Raw genomic sequence first — 21602 nt, forward strand, 5'->3', positions numbered from 1 at the left:
ACAAATCTAATACTATGAAAAAAACTCTACTCTGTTTTCTTTTATTATTTTCCAACTTTTTCTATGCCCAAGTAACTTCAATTACGATTTGTCCAAGCGAGTCTTTTGATTTAAATACACTAAAAGCAGATTTTATAGGCAATCTGGATCCAGCCGAAACCACTGTAACTTATTTTTTAAGTGAGGCTGATGCATTAAATAATACAAATGCAATTGCTAATCCAGCAACTTATCATGGACCTGCAGGAACAATAAAAATTTATGGAAGAATTGATAATAATGGTACTATTACTTCCAATTATTTTAATCTGACTACGTTTCCATCTACAAATGTTAGCGCTTCGAATAAACCAATTTTATGTAAAGGTGACACTGGAACACTATCAATAAATGCTTCTGGCGGGAGTAGTTCGTATTCCTATTCAATAAATGGCGGTCCGTTTACAAGTCAGGACTATTATCCTATTATGCCTGCTGGCTCTTATAGTATAAGTGTTCTAGACAACGTATATGGCTGTAAAACTTCAATTAATTATGCGATTACTGAGCCTTCAACTTTAGTGGCAACAGCTATGGTTGATCGTCAAAATGTTATTGTTACTGCCACTGGCGGTACTGCACCATATCAATATTCTTTGGATGGAATCAGTTTTCAATCCGCTAGTTTTTTCGCAAATGTATCTCCTGGATCTTATAATATTAGAGTAAGAGATGCTAATGGCTGCATAGCGTTAGTAAGCACAACTGTAAACTATGCATTAACTTCAAATTTGACAATTGTAAAAATGATAGATTGCATGAGTAATGGTATTCTAACCGCTTTTGCCATTGGAGGTCAGCCACCTTATGTCTATTCTATAAATGGAGGTGCTTATTCTCCAACAAATGTTTATAATGATGTAACTCCTGGAACTTACGTTGTAACAGTAAAAGATGTAACAAATACGATTTCATATTCAAACACAGTAACACTTGTTGCACCTGTTCCTGTTGATTTTGTAGCCACTAATACACCTGTATTATGTTATGGAGGAACAGCTTCTTTAACAATTAATGTGTTAGCAGGACAAGCTCCTTATCAATATGCTATAAATGGAGGAGCAAACACAAATAGCAATGTATTTACAGGTCTTGCGTCTGGAAATTACACTATTAAAGTTACTGACGCTGCAGGTTGCGTAAAAATACTTCCGTACACAATTACAGAACCAATTGCCTTAACCGCTACTTCAAGTACGTTTGGCCAAAATATAGTAATGACTACTAATGGTGGTATGGCACCTTATCTATATTCTTTAGATGGAATTAATTTTCAGGAAAGTAATGTTTTCTTGGATGTTGTTGATGGCACATATCCAGTAGTAATAAAAGACGCTCAAGGATGCAGTTTTACACTTTCGGTGAAACTTGTAGCTGAAGAACAACCTTTAAGTTCGGGAGCAATGATTGTTAAACAAGTAGATTGTAGAGGTAATGGTGCACTTCGTGTTATTGGTTACGGAGGACAACCTCCATACTTATATTCAGTTGATGGAGCGCAGACGTTTCAAACAAGTGATACTTTTAATGATTTAATTGCCGGAACTTATCCTGTAGCTGTAAAAGATGCTCAGAACACTATTGTTAATAATCTTTCAATGGGATTGAAAGCATTTGTTCCGGTAACTGGCAGTGCTATAGTAACAAATTCTGCAAGTTGTCTAAACAATGGTACGATAGAAGTTTCTGGAAATGGAGGCCAAATACCACTTTACTATTCTATTGATGGAGGAGTAACCTATAGCGTAAACCATACTTTTACTAATTTACCTGCCGGTAACTATACTATTCTTGTAAAAGATAGTGGGGATTGTATTTCTCCTGTTATATCGGCAACAATACAACAATCTGCTCAGGTTACTGTGACAGCTACAAGTACTTCAATACTTTGTTATGGTGGTACGTCAAACTTAACAATCAGTGCGACTGGAGGACAAGCACCTTATCAATATTCTATAAACAATGGTACTTTTTCTGCTAGTAATACCTTCTATGGTTTAAGTGTTGGAACTTACAATATTAAAGTAAAAGATGCACTTGGCTGTCAATCAGAACTTGCATATGATATTACACAACCAACACCATTAATTGCCAATATTAATGTCGACAAACAAAACATAACTATTGTCGGACAAGGAGGAATTGCTCCCTATCTATATTCTTTAGATATGGCTGTTTTTCAGTCTTCAAATATTTTTTCAAATTTAACTCCAGGTCTTCATACTATATTGCTAAGAGATGCAAATGGATGCGAATCAAACCCATTTAATGTCAATATTGAAAATCCAAATCCATTAAATGCTGTAGCAACAATTACTAAGGAACTTGATTGCATGAGCAATGCAGTAATAGTTGCTAGTGCGACCGGAGGAACAGCTCCATATACTTATTCTATAAATGGAGTAAGTTTTCAGTCGGCTAATGTTTTCAGTAATTTAACTGAAGGAACTTATTCTATTACTGTAAAAGATGCCAATGGTGCTCTATCGACCACAAACAGTATAACTATCGCACCTATAAGTTTTCCAATACTAGCTTTTACTCAAACTAACGTAAGCTGTTCTCATGGCACTGACGGAACTATAATTGTAAGTGCAGCCGGTGGAAAAGCACCTTTTCTTTACGCATTAGACAATTCTCCTTTTTTTCCAACAAATGTTTTCACAAATTTAGTTGCTGGTTATTATAATGTAACTGTAAAAGATGCGAATGGCTGTTTGAGTTCTTCTTATGTAGTTATAACTGAGCCTACTCCTATAACACCAACTGTAAACGTTAAAAATTCATCCACTGTTGGTGTTAATGATGGTCAAATAACTGTTATTGCAAATGGTGGATTTGCCCCTTACACATACGCATTGACAATCGACGGAACACCTTCTAGCATTTTCCAGCCTTCAAACATTTTTGATGGCTTACAAGCAGGATCATATAGTGTTCAGGTTAAAGACGCCAATGGATGTATCGTAATGCAAGCGGTTTCAATTATTGATGGACCACCTGCACTTATAGCTACCGCTGCAGCAACACAAATTACATGCACTAATCCTAACGGAATAATATCTGTTACGGCAACAGGCGGAACACCTCCTTATACCTATTCTTTTGATAACGGAGTTACTTATAGTGCTTCGAATACGTATAACGGATTCCCAGGAACTTATTTGATTAAAGTTAAGGATGCTGAAAATTCTCAAGCATCTACAACAATTTCTTTAATTGCTCCAACTCCAGTATTTGCAACAGCAATACTTGCAAAAGCAGTAGATTGTCTTAGTAATGGTATTATAACCGTTTCTGCAACGGGAGGACAAGGTCCGTATTTGTATTCTTTTGATAATGGAAATACTTACTCCAGCAATAATACTTTTTCTAATGCTGTAGCAGGAGTTTATTCAATAATTGTAAAAGACAATTATGGATGTATTTCTAATCTGCAAAATATAACTGTTGATCCTCTTGTACCACTTGTTGCAACAGCTACTATTACCAAAGAAGTGGATTGCATCAATGGATCTTTCAGAGTCGATGTTACAGGGGGGAAAAGTCCATATCTATATTCAATTAACAATGAACCTTATACCGCAAGCGTACCTCTTTTCTATAAACAAGCAGGCACTTATACAATAAATGTTAAAGATAACCTCAATTGTATTGCCTCTACAGTAATAACCTTAAAACCATATACTCCGGTTAGTGCTACTACAATAGTTACAAATGCAACTTGTTTCGGGACTGCAAATGGTAAAGTAACAGTTCTTGCACATGGAGGTGTTCCACCATATACGTACTCATTAGATGGTACTAATTATCAAACCAGCAATATTTTTAATAATGTTCTCGCCAAAACTTATACAATCAGAATCAAAGATGATAAAAGATGCATCTCAAACGTTACAGCAATTGTTACACAACCAACTAGTGTAGTTGTTTCTTCAACAATCAAAAGTGTTACTTGTAAAGATTTTAATAATGGATCGGTTACTTTAAGTGTTACTGGAGGCAAGTCTCCATACAGCTATTCAAAAGATGGAGCAACATATTCATCTAACCCTAATTTTACTTCTCTAACAGCAGGAACTTATACTTTTTCTGTCAGAGATGCTAATGGCTGTATTGTAACTAAAAACACTACAATAACTGAACCGAATGCTTTAGAATTAATCACAGATATTAAAACTCTAAATAATGATGGAGCAGTTGGAGCATTAATACAATTGGATGCCACAGGTGGGACTGCACCCTATTTATATTCTGTAAAAAATCAAATTACAGGAGTTGAGTATGGCAAAAACGTACCTTACAAAAGATATAGTGGTATGCTTGCCGGTTTGTACACAATTAGTGTTGTTGATGCAAATGGATGTCAAGTAACAAAAAGTAATATAAACATTACACTTGATAATCCAATACTATTAAGTGCTGTTAAAACGCCAATATCTTGTATCGGAAATGCTTCATTATCTGTAACCGCTTCAGGAGGTGTCGCTCCATATCTTTATTCTTATGATGGTGGCAATACTTATACAAGCAACAATCCGGGACGAACTAATTTGACAACTGGTACTTATTCTATATTATTAAAAGATGCTATTGGAAACGAAGCACAAACACATTACATTGTAAAAGCATATACTCCTGTAAAAACAACTGCTACCGTTACATACGAAACGTCTAATGGTCACCTTGACGGAGTAATAACTATGAGTTCAAGTAATGGTGTTGCTCCTTATACTTATAAAGTTAAAAATGCTACTACAAATCAACTAATATTTGATTATTCTGCTTCAGTAGGTTATGTAGGATTACCTGAAGGAACTTATTCTATAACTGCTAAAGATGCTAACGGTTGCGAGTCTGCTAGCGTAGATGCTACAATTGTGCTTCCTGCACCTATTTTAATAACTATAAGCAATGTTACTCCTATTACTTGTGAAAATCCTGGAGAGAGTTTATACATTAACGCATCTGGAGGAGTAGCACCTTATCTTTATTCGTTTAATTTAGGCCAGACTTATACAACAATCAATGGCGTTGCAAATTTGAAATCGGGTCTTAATTATGTTTTTTATGTAAAAGATGCTATTGGCAATACAAGTTGGATTTCTTATAAGGTAAAAACATATGTTCCACTAGCAATCAATTTGACTAAAACAAACATTTTTTGCAACGGATCTCAAGATGGTACAATAACCGCAACTGCAAGCGGCGGAACTGCACCTTATACTTATTCTTTAGGAACCGTATTTACTTCATCTAATGTTTTTAATAATTTATCCCCAGGACAATATAATGTAACTGCTAAAGATGCTGCAGGATGTACTACTGTTTCTAGCATAACAATATTACAACCTGCTCGTTTATCAGCATCAATCAGCATTGTAAATCCTTCATCTTTAAATTATAGCGACGGAAGAATTGCTGTTAATGCTTCTGGTGGAGTTCAGCCTTATACTTATTCTCTTAGAAAGAGTAATGGAATAGTATTAGTTCCGTCACAAACTGCTAACATTTTTGCAAATTTAGCATCAGGATCTTATGTTGTGGAAGTAAGAGATGCCTTAGGGTGTACATTTTTACAACAAGGAATTAGTATTATAGCACCACCAGCACTTGTTGCTACTGCTATTGTAAATCCATTGACATGTAACACTAATGGAGTTATAACCGTAACTGCAACGGGAGGAACTGCACCTTATTCTTATTCATTTAATAATGGTACAACTTATATGGCTTCGAATGTGTTTACTACCGCTATCCCTGGAAGTTATAATATAATAGTACGTGATGCTCAAAATAATATTACTTCGCTTTTTGCTACAATAGACCCTGTAACCCCTGTTCAATTAATAGCAACTATTACATCACCTTTAACTTGTTCACAAAACGGTACAATAACAGCAAATACTAGTGGAGGTCGTGCCCCTTTTGTTTATTCATTAAATGGAGGTCCGTTTCAAAGTAGTAACTCATTTGTCGTAAATGCAGGCACTCATATTATAACTGTCAGAGATAGTAATGATTGTACAGCAGTTGTGGCTGTACAATTAGAACAGCCTCAACCTATAATTGCAGATTTAAATGTTGAGGATCAAACTGCAACAATTACGGCTTCTGGTGGTACAGGTAATTTTCAATATGCAATTTCTCCTAATTTGAATGTATTTTCATCTAATAATACATTTACAAATTTAGAAGCTGGAGAATATGCAGCGATTGTTCAGGATGCAAATGGATGCTATGTAATGCTAAATTTTGTTATTAATCCGCCGGCTCCTTTAGCTGAAGGCAAACAAGAAGCCCTAGTTGTTGATGTCAAACCAGGATCGACTTTGGCAGATCTTGTTGTTGAAGGTCAAAACATTAAATGGTATAGCACTCCTGGAAGTTCTTCAAGTGGAAAAACAAGCAAATCAACAGCTGAAACTCCTTTGCCTCTAACAACTGTTTTGGTCGACGGAACTACTTATTATGCTTCGCAAACCATAAACGGAGTTGAGAGTAAAGAACGTCTTGCTGTAACGGCTAAAGTAAATGGTTCACTTTCGGCACCTGATTTTAATTTGACTTCGTTTCAATTTTATCCTAATCCGGTAATTGATATTTTAAATATTGAAAACAATTCAGTTATTGATGATGTAGAAATTATTGATGTCTCTGGAAAATCTGTTGTCTTTAAGAAAATCAATGATCTTCATTCGGAAATTGATTTATCAAACCTTTCTAGCGGAGTTTATATCTTAAAAGTAAAATCTGAAAATAAGCAGAAGACCGTAAAATTCATTAAAAAATAATTTTTCAAAGCAATAAAAAAGCCTTCATTCTAAACGATGAAGGCTTTTTTATTTTTATTCTATTTCCTGAGGATGAATTTCTGCTTTTGGAACGGAATGTTTTTTCAATGAAAAATAAGCGACAAGAGTACTCAATAACATTAAAAAACCACCTAAAATAAACGGCGCTCCTGCAAATTTAAAAGGAGCATCACTATGAGTAAAAAAGTAAAATGTATTAGCCATCATTGGCGGACCAATGATAGAAGATGCACTCATCAAACTCGTCAAAGTTCCTTGAATTTCTCCTTGTTCACTTGGCGATACTTTACTTGCTACTACAGATTGCAAAGCAGGTCCGGCAATTCCGCCAAGACAATATGGAATTAAAAATACAAACATCATCCAGCTTTCTGTTGCAAAAGCAAACAGTAACATTCCAATTGTGTATAAGGCTAATCCAACATAAATACTTTTTTCGTTCCCTAATTTTGGATTAATAAAGCGAATTAATCCGCCTTGTACAACTCCAACTAAGAGACCTATTATTCCTAAAGAAATTCCGATCATTCTTTCATCCCAATTGAATTGATAAATAGTGAAAAAACTCCAATTGCTCTGAACGGCATGCGAACCTACATACAAAAGAAATATAGCTGAAATCAATCCAATTAATTCCGGATGCTTTTTTAGACCTAAAATTGCTCCAACAGGATTCGCACGTTTCCAGTCGAAAGGTCTGCGGTTTTCTTTTTTCAGAGATTCAGGTAAAATGAAAAATCCGTAAAGGAAATTCACCATACACAAAACGGCTGCAGCATAAAAAGGAACTCTCGATCCGTATTGACCTAACAAACCGCCAATAACAGGTCCGATGATAAATCCTAATCCGAAAGCCGCTCCAATTAAACCAAAGTTTTTAGCTCTGTTTTCGGCTGTACTTACATCGGCAATATAAGCAGAAGCTGTTGTAATACTTGCTCCAGTTACTCCGGCAATTATTCTTCCAATAAAAAGCCATAGAATTGTTGGAGAAAAAGCCAATAAAATATAATCCAATGAAAATCCGAAAAGGGAAATCAGGATAATGGGTCTTCTTCCGAATTTATCACTCAAATTTCCAATAACTGGTGCAAACACAAATTGCGTTATCGCATAGGCAAAAGTCAGCCAACCGCCAATTTTAGCAGCTTCACTGATGTCTCCGTGAATCAATTCTTCAATTAATTTTGGAATCACAGGAATAATAATTCCCCATCCGGTAATGTCAATTAACATGGTTATGAAAATGAAACCAATCGCCGCAGATTTATCTTTTTGTAGCATAATAATTTTAGTAAGGTCATGCAAATAAACATATTTTTCAATTAACAATAAAAAAATCCCAAATTCCAATTAAGGAACCTGGGATTTACAAATCAAAAATTAAATCTATTAATGCGTATGTTTCGGATTAAAACCGTCTTCGCTTAATTCAGTTGGCGTATAATCAGCCACCATTTCAGCTTCGTAATCGATTTTTTCTCCTTTAGAGAATTTCTGAATTAATTTCTCCATGATATTATAAATTACAGGAACTACAATCAAGGTTAGGAATAAAGAAGAAATCAAACCTCCAATAATTACCCAAGCCAAACCGTTTTTCCACTCAGCTCCTGCTCCTTTTGCCAATGCAATTGGGAACATACCAAATACCATCGCAATTGTTGTCATCAAGATCGGACGCAAACGTGCGTGGTTTGCCTGAATTAACGCATTTCTGATAGACTCTCCTGCTGCTCTTCTTTGGTTCGTATAATCGACAAGCATAATCGCATTCTTACACACAAGACCAATCAACATGATGATACCTAAAATCGTAAAGATATTTAATGAGTTGTTTGTTAATGCCAGCGCTAACATCGCTCCAATAAATGAAAGCGGAATTGCAAACAATACTACGAATGGATGCGCGAAACTGTCATACAAACTCACCATTACAAGGTAAACTAAAATAATAGCGGCTAATAAAGCGATTCCTAAAGTCCCAAATCCTTCAGATTGGTTCTCCTGGTCACCACCCCAGATGTAGTTTACTCCAGCTGGTTTTTTCAATTTATCCAATTTAACCTGCCATTGCTGAACGATTGTTCCAGAAGGCACACCAACGTTTTGTCCTTTTACAGTTACAGACGCCGATTTATCTCTACGCTCTAACTGGCTAGGTCCAGAACCTTCAGTAATATCTGCAAATTGAGACAATTTAATTTGCTGACCTGCATTGTTGATGAAAATCAAATTACTAACGTCAGTGATGCTTTTTCTGTCAAAAGCATTATATCTGATATTGATATCGTACTCGTATTCTCCAGCTCTGTATTTACCGTCTGTATTTCCACTGAAAGCTGTTTGCATTGTTAAACCAACTGTTTGTAATGTCAAACCTAAAGCAGCCATTTTATCACGATCTACTTTTACGTTGATTTCAGGGTTTCCGTCTTCAACCGTTAACTTAATCTCTGTTGTTCCAGGAATTGTACGTAATTCTGCTTCAGCTTGTTTAGCAAATGCCATAGCCGCTTCTGTTGAAGGCCCCGTTACAATTAATCCTAAAGTTGCATCTTCAGCAGTACCCAAGATACCAACCGGAACTGTTTTTACTTTTGCTCCAACTAATACTTTTTCAAGTTTACGTTTGATTTTTGCAGCATAAACATTCGCATCGTCTGTACGATCTTTTTGCTCGATCATTTTTACGTCGATCTCTGCTTTGTATGCTGTCGCTTGAGATGCTCCAAAACCTTCAGAAGTTTGTCCAACAGTTGTAATTTGGCTGTGAACATATTCTTGTGCTTTTAAGAAAGCTTCTGCTTTTTGTGTCATGAAGTTCGTTTGTTCTAACGAAGCATCTTTTGGCATTTCGATTTGTACCAAGAACTCTCCACTATCAGAAGAAGCAAAGAACTCTCCTCCAATGAAACCTCCGCCCATTAATCCAATGGTTGAAGCGAAAAACAATACAATTACAACAACAAAAGTCTTAATATAATGATCCAAACACCAAGTCAATAAATGAGAAACCCAGTCAGTGAAACGTGTTAAATAGCTTTCGAAACCAAGAATAATTCTTCCAAATAAATTCTTTCCTTCAATATGCTCTAATTTTCCGAAACGAGAAGACAACCATGGAATAATAGTAAATGAAGCCAACAATGATAGCATCGTTGAGATAATTACCGTAACACAGAACTGCGTAATGATATTAGAAACCAATCCAGAACTCATCGCAATTGGCAAGAATACCACGACAATTACCAATGTAATCGAAGTTACGGTTCCACCAATTTCAGCTGTTCCGTCATAAGACGCTCGGATTCGGCTTTTACCCATTTCCATGTGCCTGTAAATATTCTCCAAAACCACAATCGCGTCATCCACAAGAATACCAACAACAAGAGATAATCCAAGTAAACTCATCAAGTTCAAAGTATATCCCATTAAATAAATTCCGATGAAAGTTGCAATTAACGATGCAGGAATCGAAACCATTACAATTAATGAGTTTCTAATACTGTGCAAGAAGAATAACATTACAAATGCTACCAGAATTACAGCAATCAATAAATCGTGAACAACAGAATCTGCTGCTTCAAGAGTAAAGATTGTACTGTCTTTTGCAACTTCTAATTTAAGTTGATTTACTTTATAATCTTTTTCAAGTGTTGCGATTGTTTTTAATAATTGCTCACTTACCGCAACCGCATTTGCATCAGATTGTTTGATAATTTGCAGTACGATTGCACTTTTTTGATCTACACGAGAGATTTTTTCAGCAATTTTCTGCGTATCCTGAACATCGGCAATATCACTTAAACGAATCTGGATTCCGTTTTGAGAAGAAACCACTAAGTTTCTTAATTCTTCAACACTTTTATATTTACCCGCTAAACGAATTAATATTTTTTGATTACGAGTCTGGATATTTCCAGTTGGGAAATCCAAGTTCGAAGTCAAAATGTTTTGCTGTACCTGAGGAATCGAAAGTCCGTAACCCTGCATTTTTACAGCGTCAAGATTCACCTGAATTTCACGCTCAGAACCACCAATAATGTTTACCTGCGCCACACCTTGTACACGAGATAAAATAGGCGCCACTTTTTTGTCAATTAAGTCATAAAAGGCAGCTTCGTCCATTTTTCCGTTGGCACCAAGCGTCATGATTGGTAAATCACTCAGCGAGAATTTGGTCAATGCCGGCGTTTTAACGTCATCAGGCAAATCGCTGATGATCGCGTTAATTTTTCGCTGTGCATCATTCAAAGAAAAATCGACTTTAGCATTTGATGTTAATGTAATCGAAACGATAGATAAACTTTCGTACGATTTAGAGTCAATCTTTTTTACGTTCTCTAAAGACGCAATCGCATCTTCTATTTTTTTGGTTACAGTATTTTCTACCTCACTTGGAGAAGCTCCAGGATAAATAGTAGAAATTGTAATAACATTTTGTTCAAATTTTGGGATCAGCTCGTAGCCTAATTGGCTGTAACTGAACAATCCACCAAGAGTCAGAATTGTAAACAATACAATTACCAGCGACGGACGTTTTATGGATATTTCGGCTAATTTCATATGTTTTGTTTTAGGCTGTAGGCTATACGCTGTAGGCTTTAGGCTTTTTATTAAAGGCTTAAAGCTTATTGCTTACGGCTTAAAGCGGTAAAATTATTTAATAATTTCTACTGTATTTCCGTCTTGTAAGTTGATTTGACCTGTAGTAATAACCTTTTCTCCATCAGATAATCCGCTTAAAATTTCTACTTGATCTCCTAAAATTCTTCCAGCAACAACTTTTTTCAATTTTGCAACACCATTTTCAGCTACAAAAATTTCGTTACTGCTTACACTTCCAACAAATGCATTTCTAGGAACAACTGTTAAGCTTTGTTTTTGCTGTTTAGATGCAAAATTTGCTGTTCCGTACATACCTGCTTTTAAGTCGTTGTTAATATTGTTTGCAATTTCAATTTCAACTGGAAAGTTCAAACTTGCATCAGCTTTTGCAGCGATAAAAGTGATTTTTCCTGGGAAAGTTTTATCAGGATAAACACTTGCTGTTACATTGATATTATCATGTAATTTCAAGCTTGCTACTTGATTTTCGTTTACAGTAACTGTCAATTTTAATTTTGCAGTATTTACAATATCAAATAATGCAGTTGCAGGCATTCCTGTTAAGATAGAACCTGGTTCAATATATTTTTTATTGATAAATCCGTTGATTGGTGCTTTTACTTTTGTATCACCAACATTAATATTTGCCTGAGTTAAGTTTGACTGAGCATTTGTCAAAGCCAATTTTGCCTGATCTAATTGTTGTTTTGTAACACCACCCGTTTTAAAAGCATTCTCGTATCTTGCATAATCAGATTTTGCATTATTATAAACTGCTTGTGCTTGTTGCGCATTTACATTAATGATATCACCTCTCATTGTCAATAAAGTCTGACCTACTCTTACGTAATCTCCTTCTTTAGCCAAAACACTAATTACTTTTCCAGATTTTTCAGCAGAGAAAGTCAATTCCTGAGTTGGAGCAAAGTTTCCGTTAGCAACGAAATCTAATGAAACAACTTCCGTTTTAACTGGAGTAACCTTAACTGAAACTGCAGCATTTTTCTCCGCAACGATATCTGTTTTCGCCTTATTTTCTTTCTTATTGTTATTTAAAACATATCCAATCACACCCAAAGCTGCGATTATGATTACGATTGTTATAATAGTTTTCTTCATTGTAATTAGTTATTTAATAAGAGTTTTTAGTTCGCCTTTTGATTTGATTAATGCCACTTCGGCAATTTTATAATTTAAAACAGCTCTTGTGTAATTATTTTGAGCTTCCTGATGTGCATTTTCAGCATCCAATAAATCGGTTAAAGATGCTAAACCTTGCAGATAATTATTTTTTGTATTGCTCAAAATTTCACGAGCCAAACGCATATTTTCTTGTTGGTTTTGGATGGTTACCATGTTATTATCGATTTGCGCCATTGCATTTCTATAATCCAAGTCAAGAGAAAGTTTAGTGTCTTTGATATCTTCCTGAAGTGATCTGATTTCAACATCGGCTTGTCTTACTTTAGCACGAGTTCCAAATCCTGTAAAAATTGGTACGTGTAAATTTAATCCAATAGCAGCATAATCTGACCAATACACACCATCTGAAGGTTTTGCAAACCAAGGCAATTGTGGTCCCTGACCAATATAATTGTAACCAGCAGTTAAAGAAAGTGTTGGATAATATCCAGCTTCGACAGCTTTTTTATTGAATACTAAAAGCTCTTCTTGTTTTTTCAAAAGCAGATATTCTGTTCTGTTTTCTACATTTGGAACTTCAGTTAAAGATGCCGGAACAGCTTCAAATTCTTCTTTTGGGATAATAATTTGAGTTTCAATTGGCATACCCATATAAAACTTCAAAGCATTTTCTTGTAATTCAATTTGATTTTTAACTTGCTGACGATCTGTATCAATGTTTGATAATTTTACGATAATACGGTCTAAATCAATTTTCTTAGCTAAACCATTATCAAATTGTCCTTTTACAACATCATGAACTTTTGTAGTATTAAAATAAGTACTGTCTAGCAATTTTAATCTTTCACGTTGTACATATACAGAATAGTAGTTATTTGCTACTCTTTCAATAACTTGCTCTTCTGTCAATTGATCGTTGATTTGATAAAATTCACGAGTAGATTTTGCTGCTCTTAAACCTGTAAAAACAGATTGATCGAATATCGCCTGAGTTAATGAAAGTCCTGCGTTTGAAGTCCATTTTTGACCAAATGCTGCCTGAATCGTAGTTCCTGGCTGACCAAAACCAGCTCCATCAATAACGGTTGTCTGAATTATCGGATTATGAGTTAAGTTTCCGTTTGCAGAAATCTGAGGTAACGCTCTAGAACGTATTTCCTGAATTTTGTACTCACTATTCTCAACCTCTAATTTTGCCTTTTTAGCATCGGCTTTATTTTGAAGCGCATAAACAAGCGCGTCTTTCAAGGTTAAAGTGACTTGTGCATTGGCAGACAAACCAAGAGTGCACAGCAGTATTACAATTATTTTTTTCATAAATTATATATATTGACGATTAAGCAGTGATTTTTTTAAGTTGTTTTTCCAATTCCTGTATTCCTTTTTCTGTTGCCATAGCTCTGGTATGATATTCCAAAGCTTCCAACTCTATTTTTTGAGCTTCTCTTTCTGAAACTGTCGTTTCATTAATATGAAAGATCAAAGTGTAGTAAAATTTCACATAAATATCGATATTCAGGTCTGCACGATATAATCCTTCACGAATTCCTTTATCGATATTATCTCTAAAACACTGAGTGCACTGATCTATTTCAATAGAAAGAATATTTTGGTAAATCTCTGGATAATGCTTTTTAAGCTGATAAATTGGCGAAGTATCAATACTATTTTTAAACATGTCACGAAACATTTCTCTAATCTCAAAATTTTCATGAATAGCATTATAATTCTTAGCAATGATGGTATCCATGATTTCGTGTACCTGCTTATGAACCATTGAAGTGCTTTCTTCAATTAAAACTTCTTTATTGCAGAAATATTTGTAAATCGTTTTTTTTGAAATACACATTTCTCCGGCAATATCATCCATGGTCACGCTTTTAAAACCGAGTTTCAAAAACAGTTCACTAGCTTTTGATATAATTTTCTCTTTCATTTTAACTTTCAAGTTGCATTACAAATATACTTAGGAAACTAAAATCAGAAAAATAGTTTCCATTATATTTGTAATAATTTTACATTAATTTATTCATTATGTAAGATTTATATGCTGAATTCTAAATTGGCAATAAGTTTAATATCTCTTCCAAGCGCTAATCCTCCGTTATGATTAAATGAATTGTAATCCAATCCAAAATCCTGACGCTTGATATCTCCTTTAATTTCAAAAGCAACTTTTTTCTCGCCGTTGTAATTATTAACACCAATAAATTCCGCATCAAGTTCTACAACTTTTGTCACATCTTTTATCGTTAAATCACCTTTAAAAAAATTAATATTATTATTTACTTTCTGAAAAGAAGTCGACTTAAAACTGATAATCGGATGCTCATCTACATCAAAAAAATCCTGAAGCTGCAAGTTGGTGTCAATTTGCTGAAAGCTTTCATTTTTGTTATTAATATCAAATGAAAATTCTACTGATGCATCTTCAATCTCATTATCTTCAATATTCACATAACCGCCAAATTTATTTGTAGTTCCTCCTAAATAAGCAATTATAGAATGTCTCATTTTAATTAAAACATCTGATTGTGTAGAATCTAAAGTCCATGTTGTTTTCATAATTATCTGATTTAATTGAGTTTATAACTTACTCAAAATATTCAGGAAACTTTTTTAGTATTCTTAGTTTCCAAATTCGGATGCAAATATAGACAGGAAACTCAGAATACCAAAAAAGTTTCCAAGTTTTTTTATAATTATTTTAAGGAAACATTTTATACTCTTTAAAAGCAATCATTAAATGTTTCTTAGCATTTCGCATTTACAAAGCAATAATTCATAATTGAATTGTATCTTTGAGCCTCGTAAATCAGAATTTCATTTTATGCACGATATAAGTCAGTACCAAGATTTTTTTATTAGTTATCTAAAAAAACAAAGCATACAAAAAGAACCTAAAAATCTTTATGAGCCTATCGAATACATTTTAGGACTTGGCGGAAAAAGAATGCGTCCGGTGCTTACCTTAATGGCTGCAGAAGTTTTTGATGCCGATTATACAACAGCGCTTCCGGCTGCAATGGCGGTTGAAGTTTTTCATAATTTTTCACTTGTTCATGACGATATTATGGATGACGCTCCACTGCGAAGAGGAGAAGAAACCGTTCATGAAAAATGGAATATCAATACCGGAATTTTATCTGGAGATGCGATGCTGATTCTGGCTTATCAATATTTTGAACAATACGAACCAGCGGTTTTTAGAGACTTGGCAAAATTATTCAGCAAAACAGCGCTTGAAGTTTGCGAAGGCCAGCAATGGGATGTTGATTTTGAAGAAAGAACAGATGTTACTATTCCGGAATATCTAAAAATGATTGAATATAAAACAGCCGTTTTAGTTGCTGCAGCAATGAAAATGGGCGCAATTGTAGCTAAAACTTCAGAAAAAGAAGGCGATTTGATTTATGATTTCGGATTGAATTTAGGATTAGCTTTTCAATTGCAGGATGATTATTTAGACGCTTTTGGAGATCCAGAAACTTTTGGAAAACAAGTTGGCGGCGACATCATTGAGAACAAAAAGACTTACTTATATTTAAAAGCCTTAGAATTTTCAACTCCTGAAAAAGCAACCGAATTAGAAAAATTATTCCGTTTGCAATTAGATGAAAATTCAGAAAAAATCGAAACTGCAAAAGCCATTTTTAACGAATCTGGCGCTTCAAAAGCAACGCAAGACGCGATAGAAATGTACACTTTTAAGGCTTTTGAGACTTTAGAAAAAATGGATATTAATGCTGAAAAGAAAAATATCCTGAGGACATTTGGCGAAAACTTAATGGGACGTAAAGTTTAAAACATATAAGACTTTATGAATCAATTAATAAATGTTCTTTTCTTTAATGATAAAAATTATAATGCAAAAATGCAGCTGTTTTTTGCAGTCTGTTTTCCTTTTTTTACCATTTTAGCTTTAGGAATTGACAGTGTTTCTTTTACCGAACATTACTTTGATGGACGTCTGATTACAAACATCTTGTCCATACTTTATTTTTGCTTTTTCTTCTGGTCTTCAGATACTTATTTGAGAAAACTAATGTTTGTAATGGTATTTTTATCCTATCTGGGTGAATTTATTTTCTGCACTTTGCTCGAAATGTACGATTACCGAACCGCATTTATTCCAATATATGTTCCTTTTGGACACGCTATAGTTTTTGCTTCAGGTTATGTTTTTGCTCACACACAATTAGCTGTTAAAAATGATGATTTATTTAGAAAATGCTTTACAGCAGCTTTTACTATATTGTTTTTAGCTGTCGGATTCTTTCTAAAAGATATTTTTTCGCTTATTTTTGGGATATTTTTCTTTTTGCTTTTAAAAAGAAAAAAATGGCAAAATTTATATTATTTCATAGCCCTTTGTGTTATATTTATTGAATTGGCCGGAACCTACTTTAAATGCTGGAAATGGGCACCCAAAACCTTCGGATTAATTCCGACATCCAACCCGCCAATGGGAGCTGTTTTTTTCTATGCTGGCGGCGATATTTTGCTGACTAAAATTGTTGATTATTGGAAATCAAAAACAACAAATAAACGCATTGAAATTATTATTGACTCAGAAAATTGCCATTTCTAATTTTTAAAATTATGTATGTTTCGCCATTAAATACAGAATTATTATTTGAAGAAGCCCAAAAGGAATCTTTGTACTTAAAATTAATCGAGCAGATTAATAAAGATTTTAATTTGGCCAATGAAGGAATCGATTTCCCTTTGAGTATTTCGCCGGAAGAATTAAAAATTCAGCTTCACGAAAAAATCTACCGAATGATTCAGTATAAATTTGCTGAATATTTAAATCTCTTATACATTATTGACGTTCCAGAAAACGAAATCAAACAACTCGATGGCTCTGATTTAGTAATTCTGGCTGAACAAGTTTCTTTTTTGATTTTAAAAAGAGAATGGCAGAAGGTTTGGTTTCGGAATTATTACAAGTAAAGGTTCTAAGGTTCTGAGATGCTAAGATTCTAAGTTTTTCACTTTGCAACTTCTACTTTTAATATTTCATTACCTAATTTCGAATAAGTTATTTTAACTGATAAATCATTTTTAAAAACTCCATTATGTGTATTACCAAAATGATTAAATCTACCTAATAGTACATCATTGTATTTAAACTGAACAGAATCAACCGCAAAGCTTTCCCAAGTAATAGTTCCCATTTTCTTAACTTCTTCTTTCCTTTCAAAACCAGTAATTATACCTTCGACTACTAACACGTTTGGAGAGTTAAAAACGTTTTGAATTCTTTTTTCTGTAGTATCTGTTGTGTAAAATTGCAAATAGAAAAACATAGTTATTGATAGACTAAAAACGGCGCCAATTGTCCACAATAATATCAATTTTTCATAATCATCATTTTTCCTTTTGAATTTTTTAATCAAAATCCAAAGAATAAGCGAGACAATTGCAATCCAAAAAAAGACTGCAAAAGATCTTGTATTAGAAGGTAATTCCGATATAGACCAATAAGTATAATACTTCATAAAAAAGCTTAGAATCTTAGCATCTCAGAACCTTAGCAACTTTAAAAATAAACCCTCACAAAAGGCATAAATCCAGATCCGTAAAGACTTTTATTCGGATTATATAAAACATCATAACGTCCACCAATTGTCACATTTCCGGTTCTGTAACCTGCTCCAAGATATAAAGCGGTATTCCAATAAGAATCAGAATAACTCGGCTGATTATAATATTGTTCATATTGAGTATCTACTCTAACCTGTTCTAGTTCTGCAGATAATTGAACTTGCGGAATCGGGTTTACGAGTACAATCGCGCTTCCACCCCAAACAAAAGATTCGTAATAGTTTTTTTGATATAAATAACCGAACTGCAGTCCTGCACCTACTGAAACTATTGGATTGATATTGTAAATAGCACTCGGCATAACCGAAATATTGGTGTAACCTGATCCAAAACCCAATCCAAGTCCACCACCAAACTGAACCTTATCCCAAAAATGATTGCTATTGTCAATGACATAATTTTGTTGTGCATTTCCAACGTTGAAAAATAATACAGCCAAAATCACAAAAAAAGAATTGAAAACGATTGAATTTTGATTTTTACTCATAGTTAACGTTTATTTTAACAAATTTTTACGTAAAAGTACGTAAAAAAAAGATTTAAATAAATGTGATTGTTGTACTTTTGCGTTTCTATTTAACAAAAAGTATATTCACTAATATTATGGATAGGTTTTCATTTTTAAATGCAGCGCATACCGAGTTTTTTGCACAATTATACGATCAATATTTAGTTAACCCAGACAGCGTTGAGCCTAGCTGGAGAAGTTTTTTTCAAGGTTTTGACTTTGGAATGACAACTTATAACGACGAAAATCCAGTGCAAACGATCGTTGAGTACGTGACTAGCGATAACACAGATTACAGTCAGATTTCTGAAAAACTAAAGAAAGAATTTAATGTTCTTAAATTAATTGACGGATACCGTACACGTGGACATTTGTTCACTAAAACAAACCCTGTTCGTGACCGCAGACAATCTTCTCCAACTTTAGACATCGAGAACTTCGGATTATCAGCAGCTGACCTTTCAACTGTTTTTGATGCTGCGCAAACAATCGGAATGGTACCTTCATCTTTGCAAGATATCGTAAATCGCCTAAAAACTATTTACTGTCAGCACATTGGTATTGAGTATATGTACATCAGGAATCCTGGCGTTGTAAAATGGATTCAGGACAAATTAGCTGTAAATACGAATCAGCCTAATTTCTCTACAGAAGAAAAGAAAACAATCTTAAATAAATTAAACGAAGCTGTATCTTTTGAAAACTTCCTTCATACTAAATATGTTGGACAAAAACGTTTCTCATTAGAAGGTGGAGAATCTATCATCCCGGCTTTAGATGCTTTAATCGAGCAAGCTGCTGAAAAAGGTGTTGAACAATTCGTAATGGGAATGGCTCACCGTGGTCGTTTGAACGTTTTGGCAAACATCTTCGGAAAATCAACTCAGGATATTTTTGGTGAGTTTGACGGAAAAGATTACGATCAGGAATATTTTGACGGTGACGTAAAATACCACTTAGGTCTTACTGCCGACAAAAAAACAAGATCAGGAAAAAGCATCAACATCAATTTAGCACCAAACCCTTCTCACTTAGAAACGGTTGGAGCTGTAATTGAAGGAATCACAAGAGCAAAACAAGATAAATATTATGCTGACGATTTCTCTAAAGTATTACCTATCGCCGTTCACGGTGATGCTGCAATCGCAGGTCAGGGTATTCTTTACGAAATCATTCAAATGGCTCAACTTGACGGTTACAAAACTGGAGGAACAATCCACATTGTAATCAATAACCAAGTTGGATTTACAACTAACTATTTAGACGCTCGTTCTTCTACTTATTGTACAGACGTTGCTAAAGTAACTTTATCTCCAGTATTACACGTAAATGCTGATGATGCTGAAGCTGTTGTACACGCTGTATCTTTTGCATTAGATTACAGAATGCAATTTGGACGTGACGTATTTATCGATTTATTAGGATACAGAAAATACGGTCATAACGAAGGTGACGAACCTCGTTTCACGCAACCAGTTTTATACAAAATCATCGCTAAACATAAAAACCCAAGAGACATCTACGCAGAGAAATTACTTTCTGACGGCGTAATCGATGCATCTTATGTTAATGCTTTAGAAAAAGAATACAAATCTGCTTTAGAGGAGAATTTAGAAGCTTCTCGTAAAAAAGATTTAACAATCATTACTCCATTCATGAAAAACGAATGGGAAGGATTTGTTCAGGTAACTGATACACAAATGCTTCAGAAAGTAGATACTACTTTTGACAAAAAAGGATTAGATTCTATCATCAATACAATTTCAACTTTACCAGCTGATAAAAAATTCATCAGTAAAATAACTAAAATTGTTACGGATAGAAAAACAGGTTATGACAACAATACGCTTGATTGGGGAACTGCAGAAGCACTTGCTTACGGTTCGCTTTTAACAGAAGGATTTGATGTTCGTATTTCTGGACAGGATGTTGAAAGAGGAACTTTCTCTCACCGTCACGCGGTAGTTAAAGTAGAAGATTCTGAAGAAGAAGTAATTCTTTTGAACGGAATTGAAAACAAAAAAGGAAAATTCGGCGTATTCAACTCTTTATTATCTGAATATGGAGTTCTAGGTTTTGATTATGGATATGCATTAGCAAATCCAAAAGCCTTAACAATTTGGGAAGCACAATTTGGAGATTTCTCTAACGGAGCTCAAATTATGATTGACCAATATATTTCATGTGGTGAAGACAAATGGAACAACCAAAATGGTATTGTTTTATTATTGCCTCACGGATACGAAGGTCAAGGTGCGGAACACTCTTCTGCAAGAATGGAACGTTACTTACAACTTTGTGCAAGACAAAATATGTATGTTGCTGACTGTACAACGCCAGCCAACTTCTTCCACTTGTTGAGAAGACAAATGAAAACGAATTTCCGTAAACCTTTAGTAGTTTTCTCTCCAAAAAGTTTATTACGTGATCCAAGATGCGTTTCAACTGTTGATGAATTAGCAACCGGGGGTTTCCAGGAAACAATTGACGATAATACAGTAGATAAAAAGAAAGTAAAAACTTTGGTTTTTGTTACTGGTAAATTCTATTATGACATCGTTGCTGAAAGAGAAAACAACGGAAGAAATGATGTTGCAGTTGTTCGTATTGAGCAATTATTCCCTTTTCCAGTTGAGCAAATCAAAGAAATCATTGCAAAATATCCAAATGCTGATGATTATGTTTGGGCTCAGGAAGAACCTAAAAACATGGGAGCTTATAGCTTTATGTTAATGAACTTTGATCTTGTAAAATGGAGATTGGCTTCATTAAAAGCTTATGCTGCGCCTGCATCTGGAAGTTACACACGTGCAAAACGCCGTCATGCAGATGCAATTAGAATGGTATTCGATAAAAATTTATTCAGATAAAAAAAA

13 protein-coding genes are annotated in these 21602 nt (G+C 34.4%); 5 read left to right on the forward strand and 8 right to left on the reverse strand.

The genetic code is table 11. The features are described 5' to 3' along the window. Window positions 1-14 precede the first annotated feature (14 nt). The gene (locus ACNFIH_RS11440; RefSeq protein ID WP_426483249.1) at window positions 15-6833 is read left to right on the forward strand and encodes a T9SS type A sorting domain-containing protein; all 6819 of its coding nucleotides are present in this window, start codon (window positions 15-17) and stop codon (window positions 6831-6833) included. Window positions 6834-6887: 54 nt separating this feature from the next. Here ACNFIH_RS11440 and ACNFIH_RS11445 read toward each other — a convergent pair whose 3' ends face one another. The 6 genes from ACNFIH_RS11445 to ACNFIH_RS11470 form a co-directional block, all read right to left on the reverse strand. Continuing rightward, window positions 6888-8138 (reverse strand): TCR/Tet family MFS transporter, encoded by a 1251-nt coding sequence (locus ACNFIH_RS11445; protein ID WP_426483250.1) that lies wholly within the window; start codon window positions 8136-8138, stop codon window positions 6888-6890. 108 nt (window positions 8139-8246) lie between these two features. Further along, on the reverse strand, window positions 8247-11423 hold the full coding sequence (locus ACNFIH_RS11450) for an efflux RND transporter permease subunit (RefSeq protein ID WP_426483251.1): 3177 nt from the start codon (window positions 11421-11423) through the stop codon (window positions 8247-8249). A gap of 93 nt (window positions 11424-11516) precedes the next feature. Further along, window positions 11517-12584, reverse strand: a complete 1068-nt coding sequence (locus ACNFIH_RS11455) for an efflux RND transporter periplasmic adaptor subunit (protein ID WP_426483252.1) — start codon at window positions 12582-12584, stop codon at window positions 11517-11519. Window positions 12585-12593: 9 nt separating this feature from the next. Further along, on the reverse strand, window positions 12594-13925 hold the full coding sequence (locus ACNFIH_RS11460; RefSeq protein WP_426483253.1) for a TolC family protein: 1332 nt from the start codon (window positions 13923-13925) through the stop codon (window positions 12594-12596). Window positions 13926-13944: 19 nt separating this feature from the next. Further along, entirely contained in the window at window positions 13945-14544 is a 600-nt protein-coding gene (locus ACNFIH_RS11465) for a TetR/AcrR family transcriptional regulator (protein WP_035646174.1), read from the reverse strand. Window positions 14545-14651: 107 nt separating this feature from the next. Then, complete coding sequence (locus ACNFIH_RS11470) at window positions 14652-15173, reverse strand: YceI family protein (protein ID WP_035646176.1); 522 nt, start codon at window positions 15171-15173, stop codon at window positions 14652-14654. 265 nt (window positions 15174-15438) lie between these two features. Between ACNFIH_RS11470 and ACNFIH_RS11475 the strand changes: the two genes are divergently transcribed. Genes ACNFIH_RS11475 through ACNFIH_RS11485 form a run of 3 tightly spaced genes read left to right on the forward strand, consistent with a single transcriptional unit; the run spans window position 15439 to window position 17564 of the window. Continuing rightward, entirely contained in the window at window positions 15439-16413 is a 975-nt protein-coding gene (locus ACNFIH_RS11475) for a polyprenyl synthetase family protein (protein ID WP_426483254.1), read from the forward strand. Between the two features lie 15 nt (window positions 16414-16428). After that, a complete protein-coding gene (locus ACNFIH_RS11480; protein WP_426483255.1) occupies window positions 16429-17199 on the forward strand; it encodes a hypothetical protein in 771 nt (256 codons plus the stop codon). 11 nt (window positions 17200-17210) lie between these two features. Next, on the forward strand, window positions 17211-17564 hold the full coding sequence (locus ACNFIH_RS11485) for a hypothetical protein (RefSeq protein ID WP_035646182.1): 354 nt from the start codon (window positions 17211-17213) through the stop codon (window positions 17562-17564). A 38-nt stretch (window positions 17565-17602) separates the two neighbouring features. On the opposite strand, the gene ACNFIH_RS11490 is transcribed toward ACNFIH_RS11485, so the two are convergent. Next, window positions 17603-18112, reverse strand: coding sequence for a hypothetical protein (locus ACNFIH_RS11490; protein ID WP_426483256.1), 510 nt, complete (start codon window positions 18110-18112; stop codon window positions 17603-17605). Between the two features lie 41 nt (window positions 18113-18153). Then, entirely contained in the window at window positions 18154-18705 is a 552-nt protein-coding gene (locus tag ACNFIH_RS11495; protein ID WP_426483257.1) for a hypothetical protein, read from the reverse strand. A 116-nt stretch (window positions 18706-18821) separates the two neighbouring features. Here ACNFIH_RS11495 and ACNFIH_RS11500 point away from each other — a divergent pair, with 116 nt between their 5' ends. After that, window positions 18822-21596 (forward strand): 2-oxoglutarate dehydrogenase E1 component, encoded by a 2775-nt coding sequence (locus ACNFIH_RS11500; protein WP_426483258.1) that lies wholly within the window; start codon window positions 18822-18824, stop codon window positions 21594-21596. Window positions 21597-21602 lie beyond the last annotated feature (6 nt).

The sequence above is a fragment of the Flavobacterium sp. 2 genome, assembly GCF_049949195.1.
In the GTDB taxonomy this organism is placed as follows: domain Bacteria; phylum Bacteroidota; class Bacteroidia; order Flavobacteriales; family Flavobacteriaceae; genus Flavobacterium.

Bases quoted from the DNA above. Each gene is read 5' to 3' on its own strand.
- ACNFIH_RS11440 (WP_426483249.1), top strand. From the start codon at position 15: ATGAAAAAAACTCTACTCTGTTTTCTTTTATTATTTTCCAACTTTTTC.
- ACNFIH_RS11445 (WP_426483250.1), bottom strand. From the start codon at position 8,138: ATGCTACAAAAAGATAAATCTGCGGCGATTGGTTTCATTTTCATAACC.
- ACNFIH_RS11450 (WP_426483251.1), bottom strand. From the start codon at position 11,423: ATGAAATTAGCCGAAATATCCATAAAACGTCCGTCGCTGGTAATTGTA.
- ACNFIH_RS11455 (WP_426483252.1), bottom strand. From the start codon at position 12,584: ATGAAGAAAACTATTATAACAATCGTAATCATAATCGCAGCTTTGGGT.
- ACNFIH_RS11460 (WP_426483253.1), bottom strand. From the start codon at position 13,925: ATGAAAAAAATAATTGTAATACTGCTGTGCACTCTTGGTTTGTCTGCC.
- ACNFIH_RS11465 (WP_035646174.1), bottom strand. From the start codon at position 14,544: ATGAAAGAGAAAATTATATCAAAAGCTAGTGAACTGTTTTTGAAACTC.
- ACNFIH_RS11470 (WP_035646176.1), bottom strand. From the start codon at position 15,173: ATGAAAACAACATGGACTTTAGATTCTACACAATCAGATGTTTTAATT.
- ACNFIH_RS11475 (WP_426483254.1), top strand. From the start codon at position 15,439: ATGCACGATATAAGTCAGTACCAAGATTTTTTTATTAGTTATCTAAAA.
- ACNFIH_RS11480 (WP_426483255.1), top strand. From the start codon at position 16,429: ATGAATCAATTAATAAATGTTCTTTTCTTTAATGATAAAAATTATAAT.
- ACNFIH_RS11485 (WP_035646182.1), top strand. From the start codon at position 17,211: ATGTATGTTTCGCCATTAAATACAGAATTATTATTTGAAGAAGCCCAA.
- ACNFIH_RS11490 (WP_426483256.1), bottom strand. From the start codon at position 18,112: ATGAAGTATTATACTTATTGGTCTATATCGGAATTACCTTCTAATACA.
- ACNFIH_RS11495 (WP_426483257.1), bottom strand. From the start codon at position 18,705: ATGAGTAAAAATCAAAATTCAATCGTTTTCAATTCTTTTTTTGTGATT.
- ACNFIH_RS11500 (WP_426483258.1), top strand. From the start codon at position 18,822: ATGGATAGGTTTTCATTTTTAAATGCAGCGCATACCGAGTTTTTTGCA.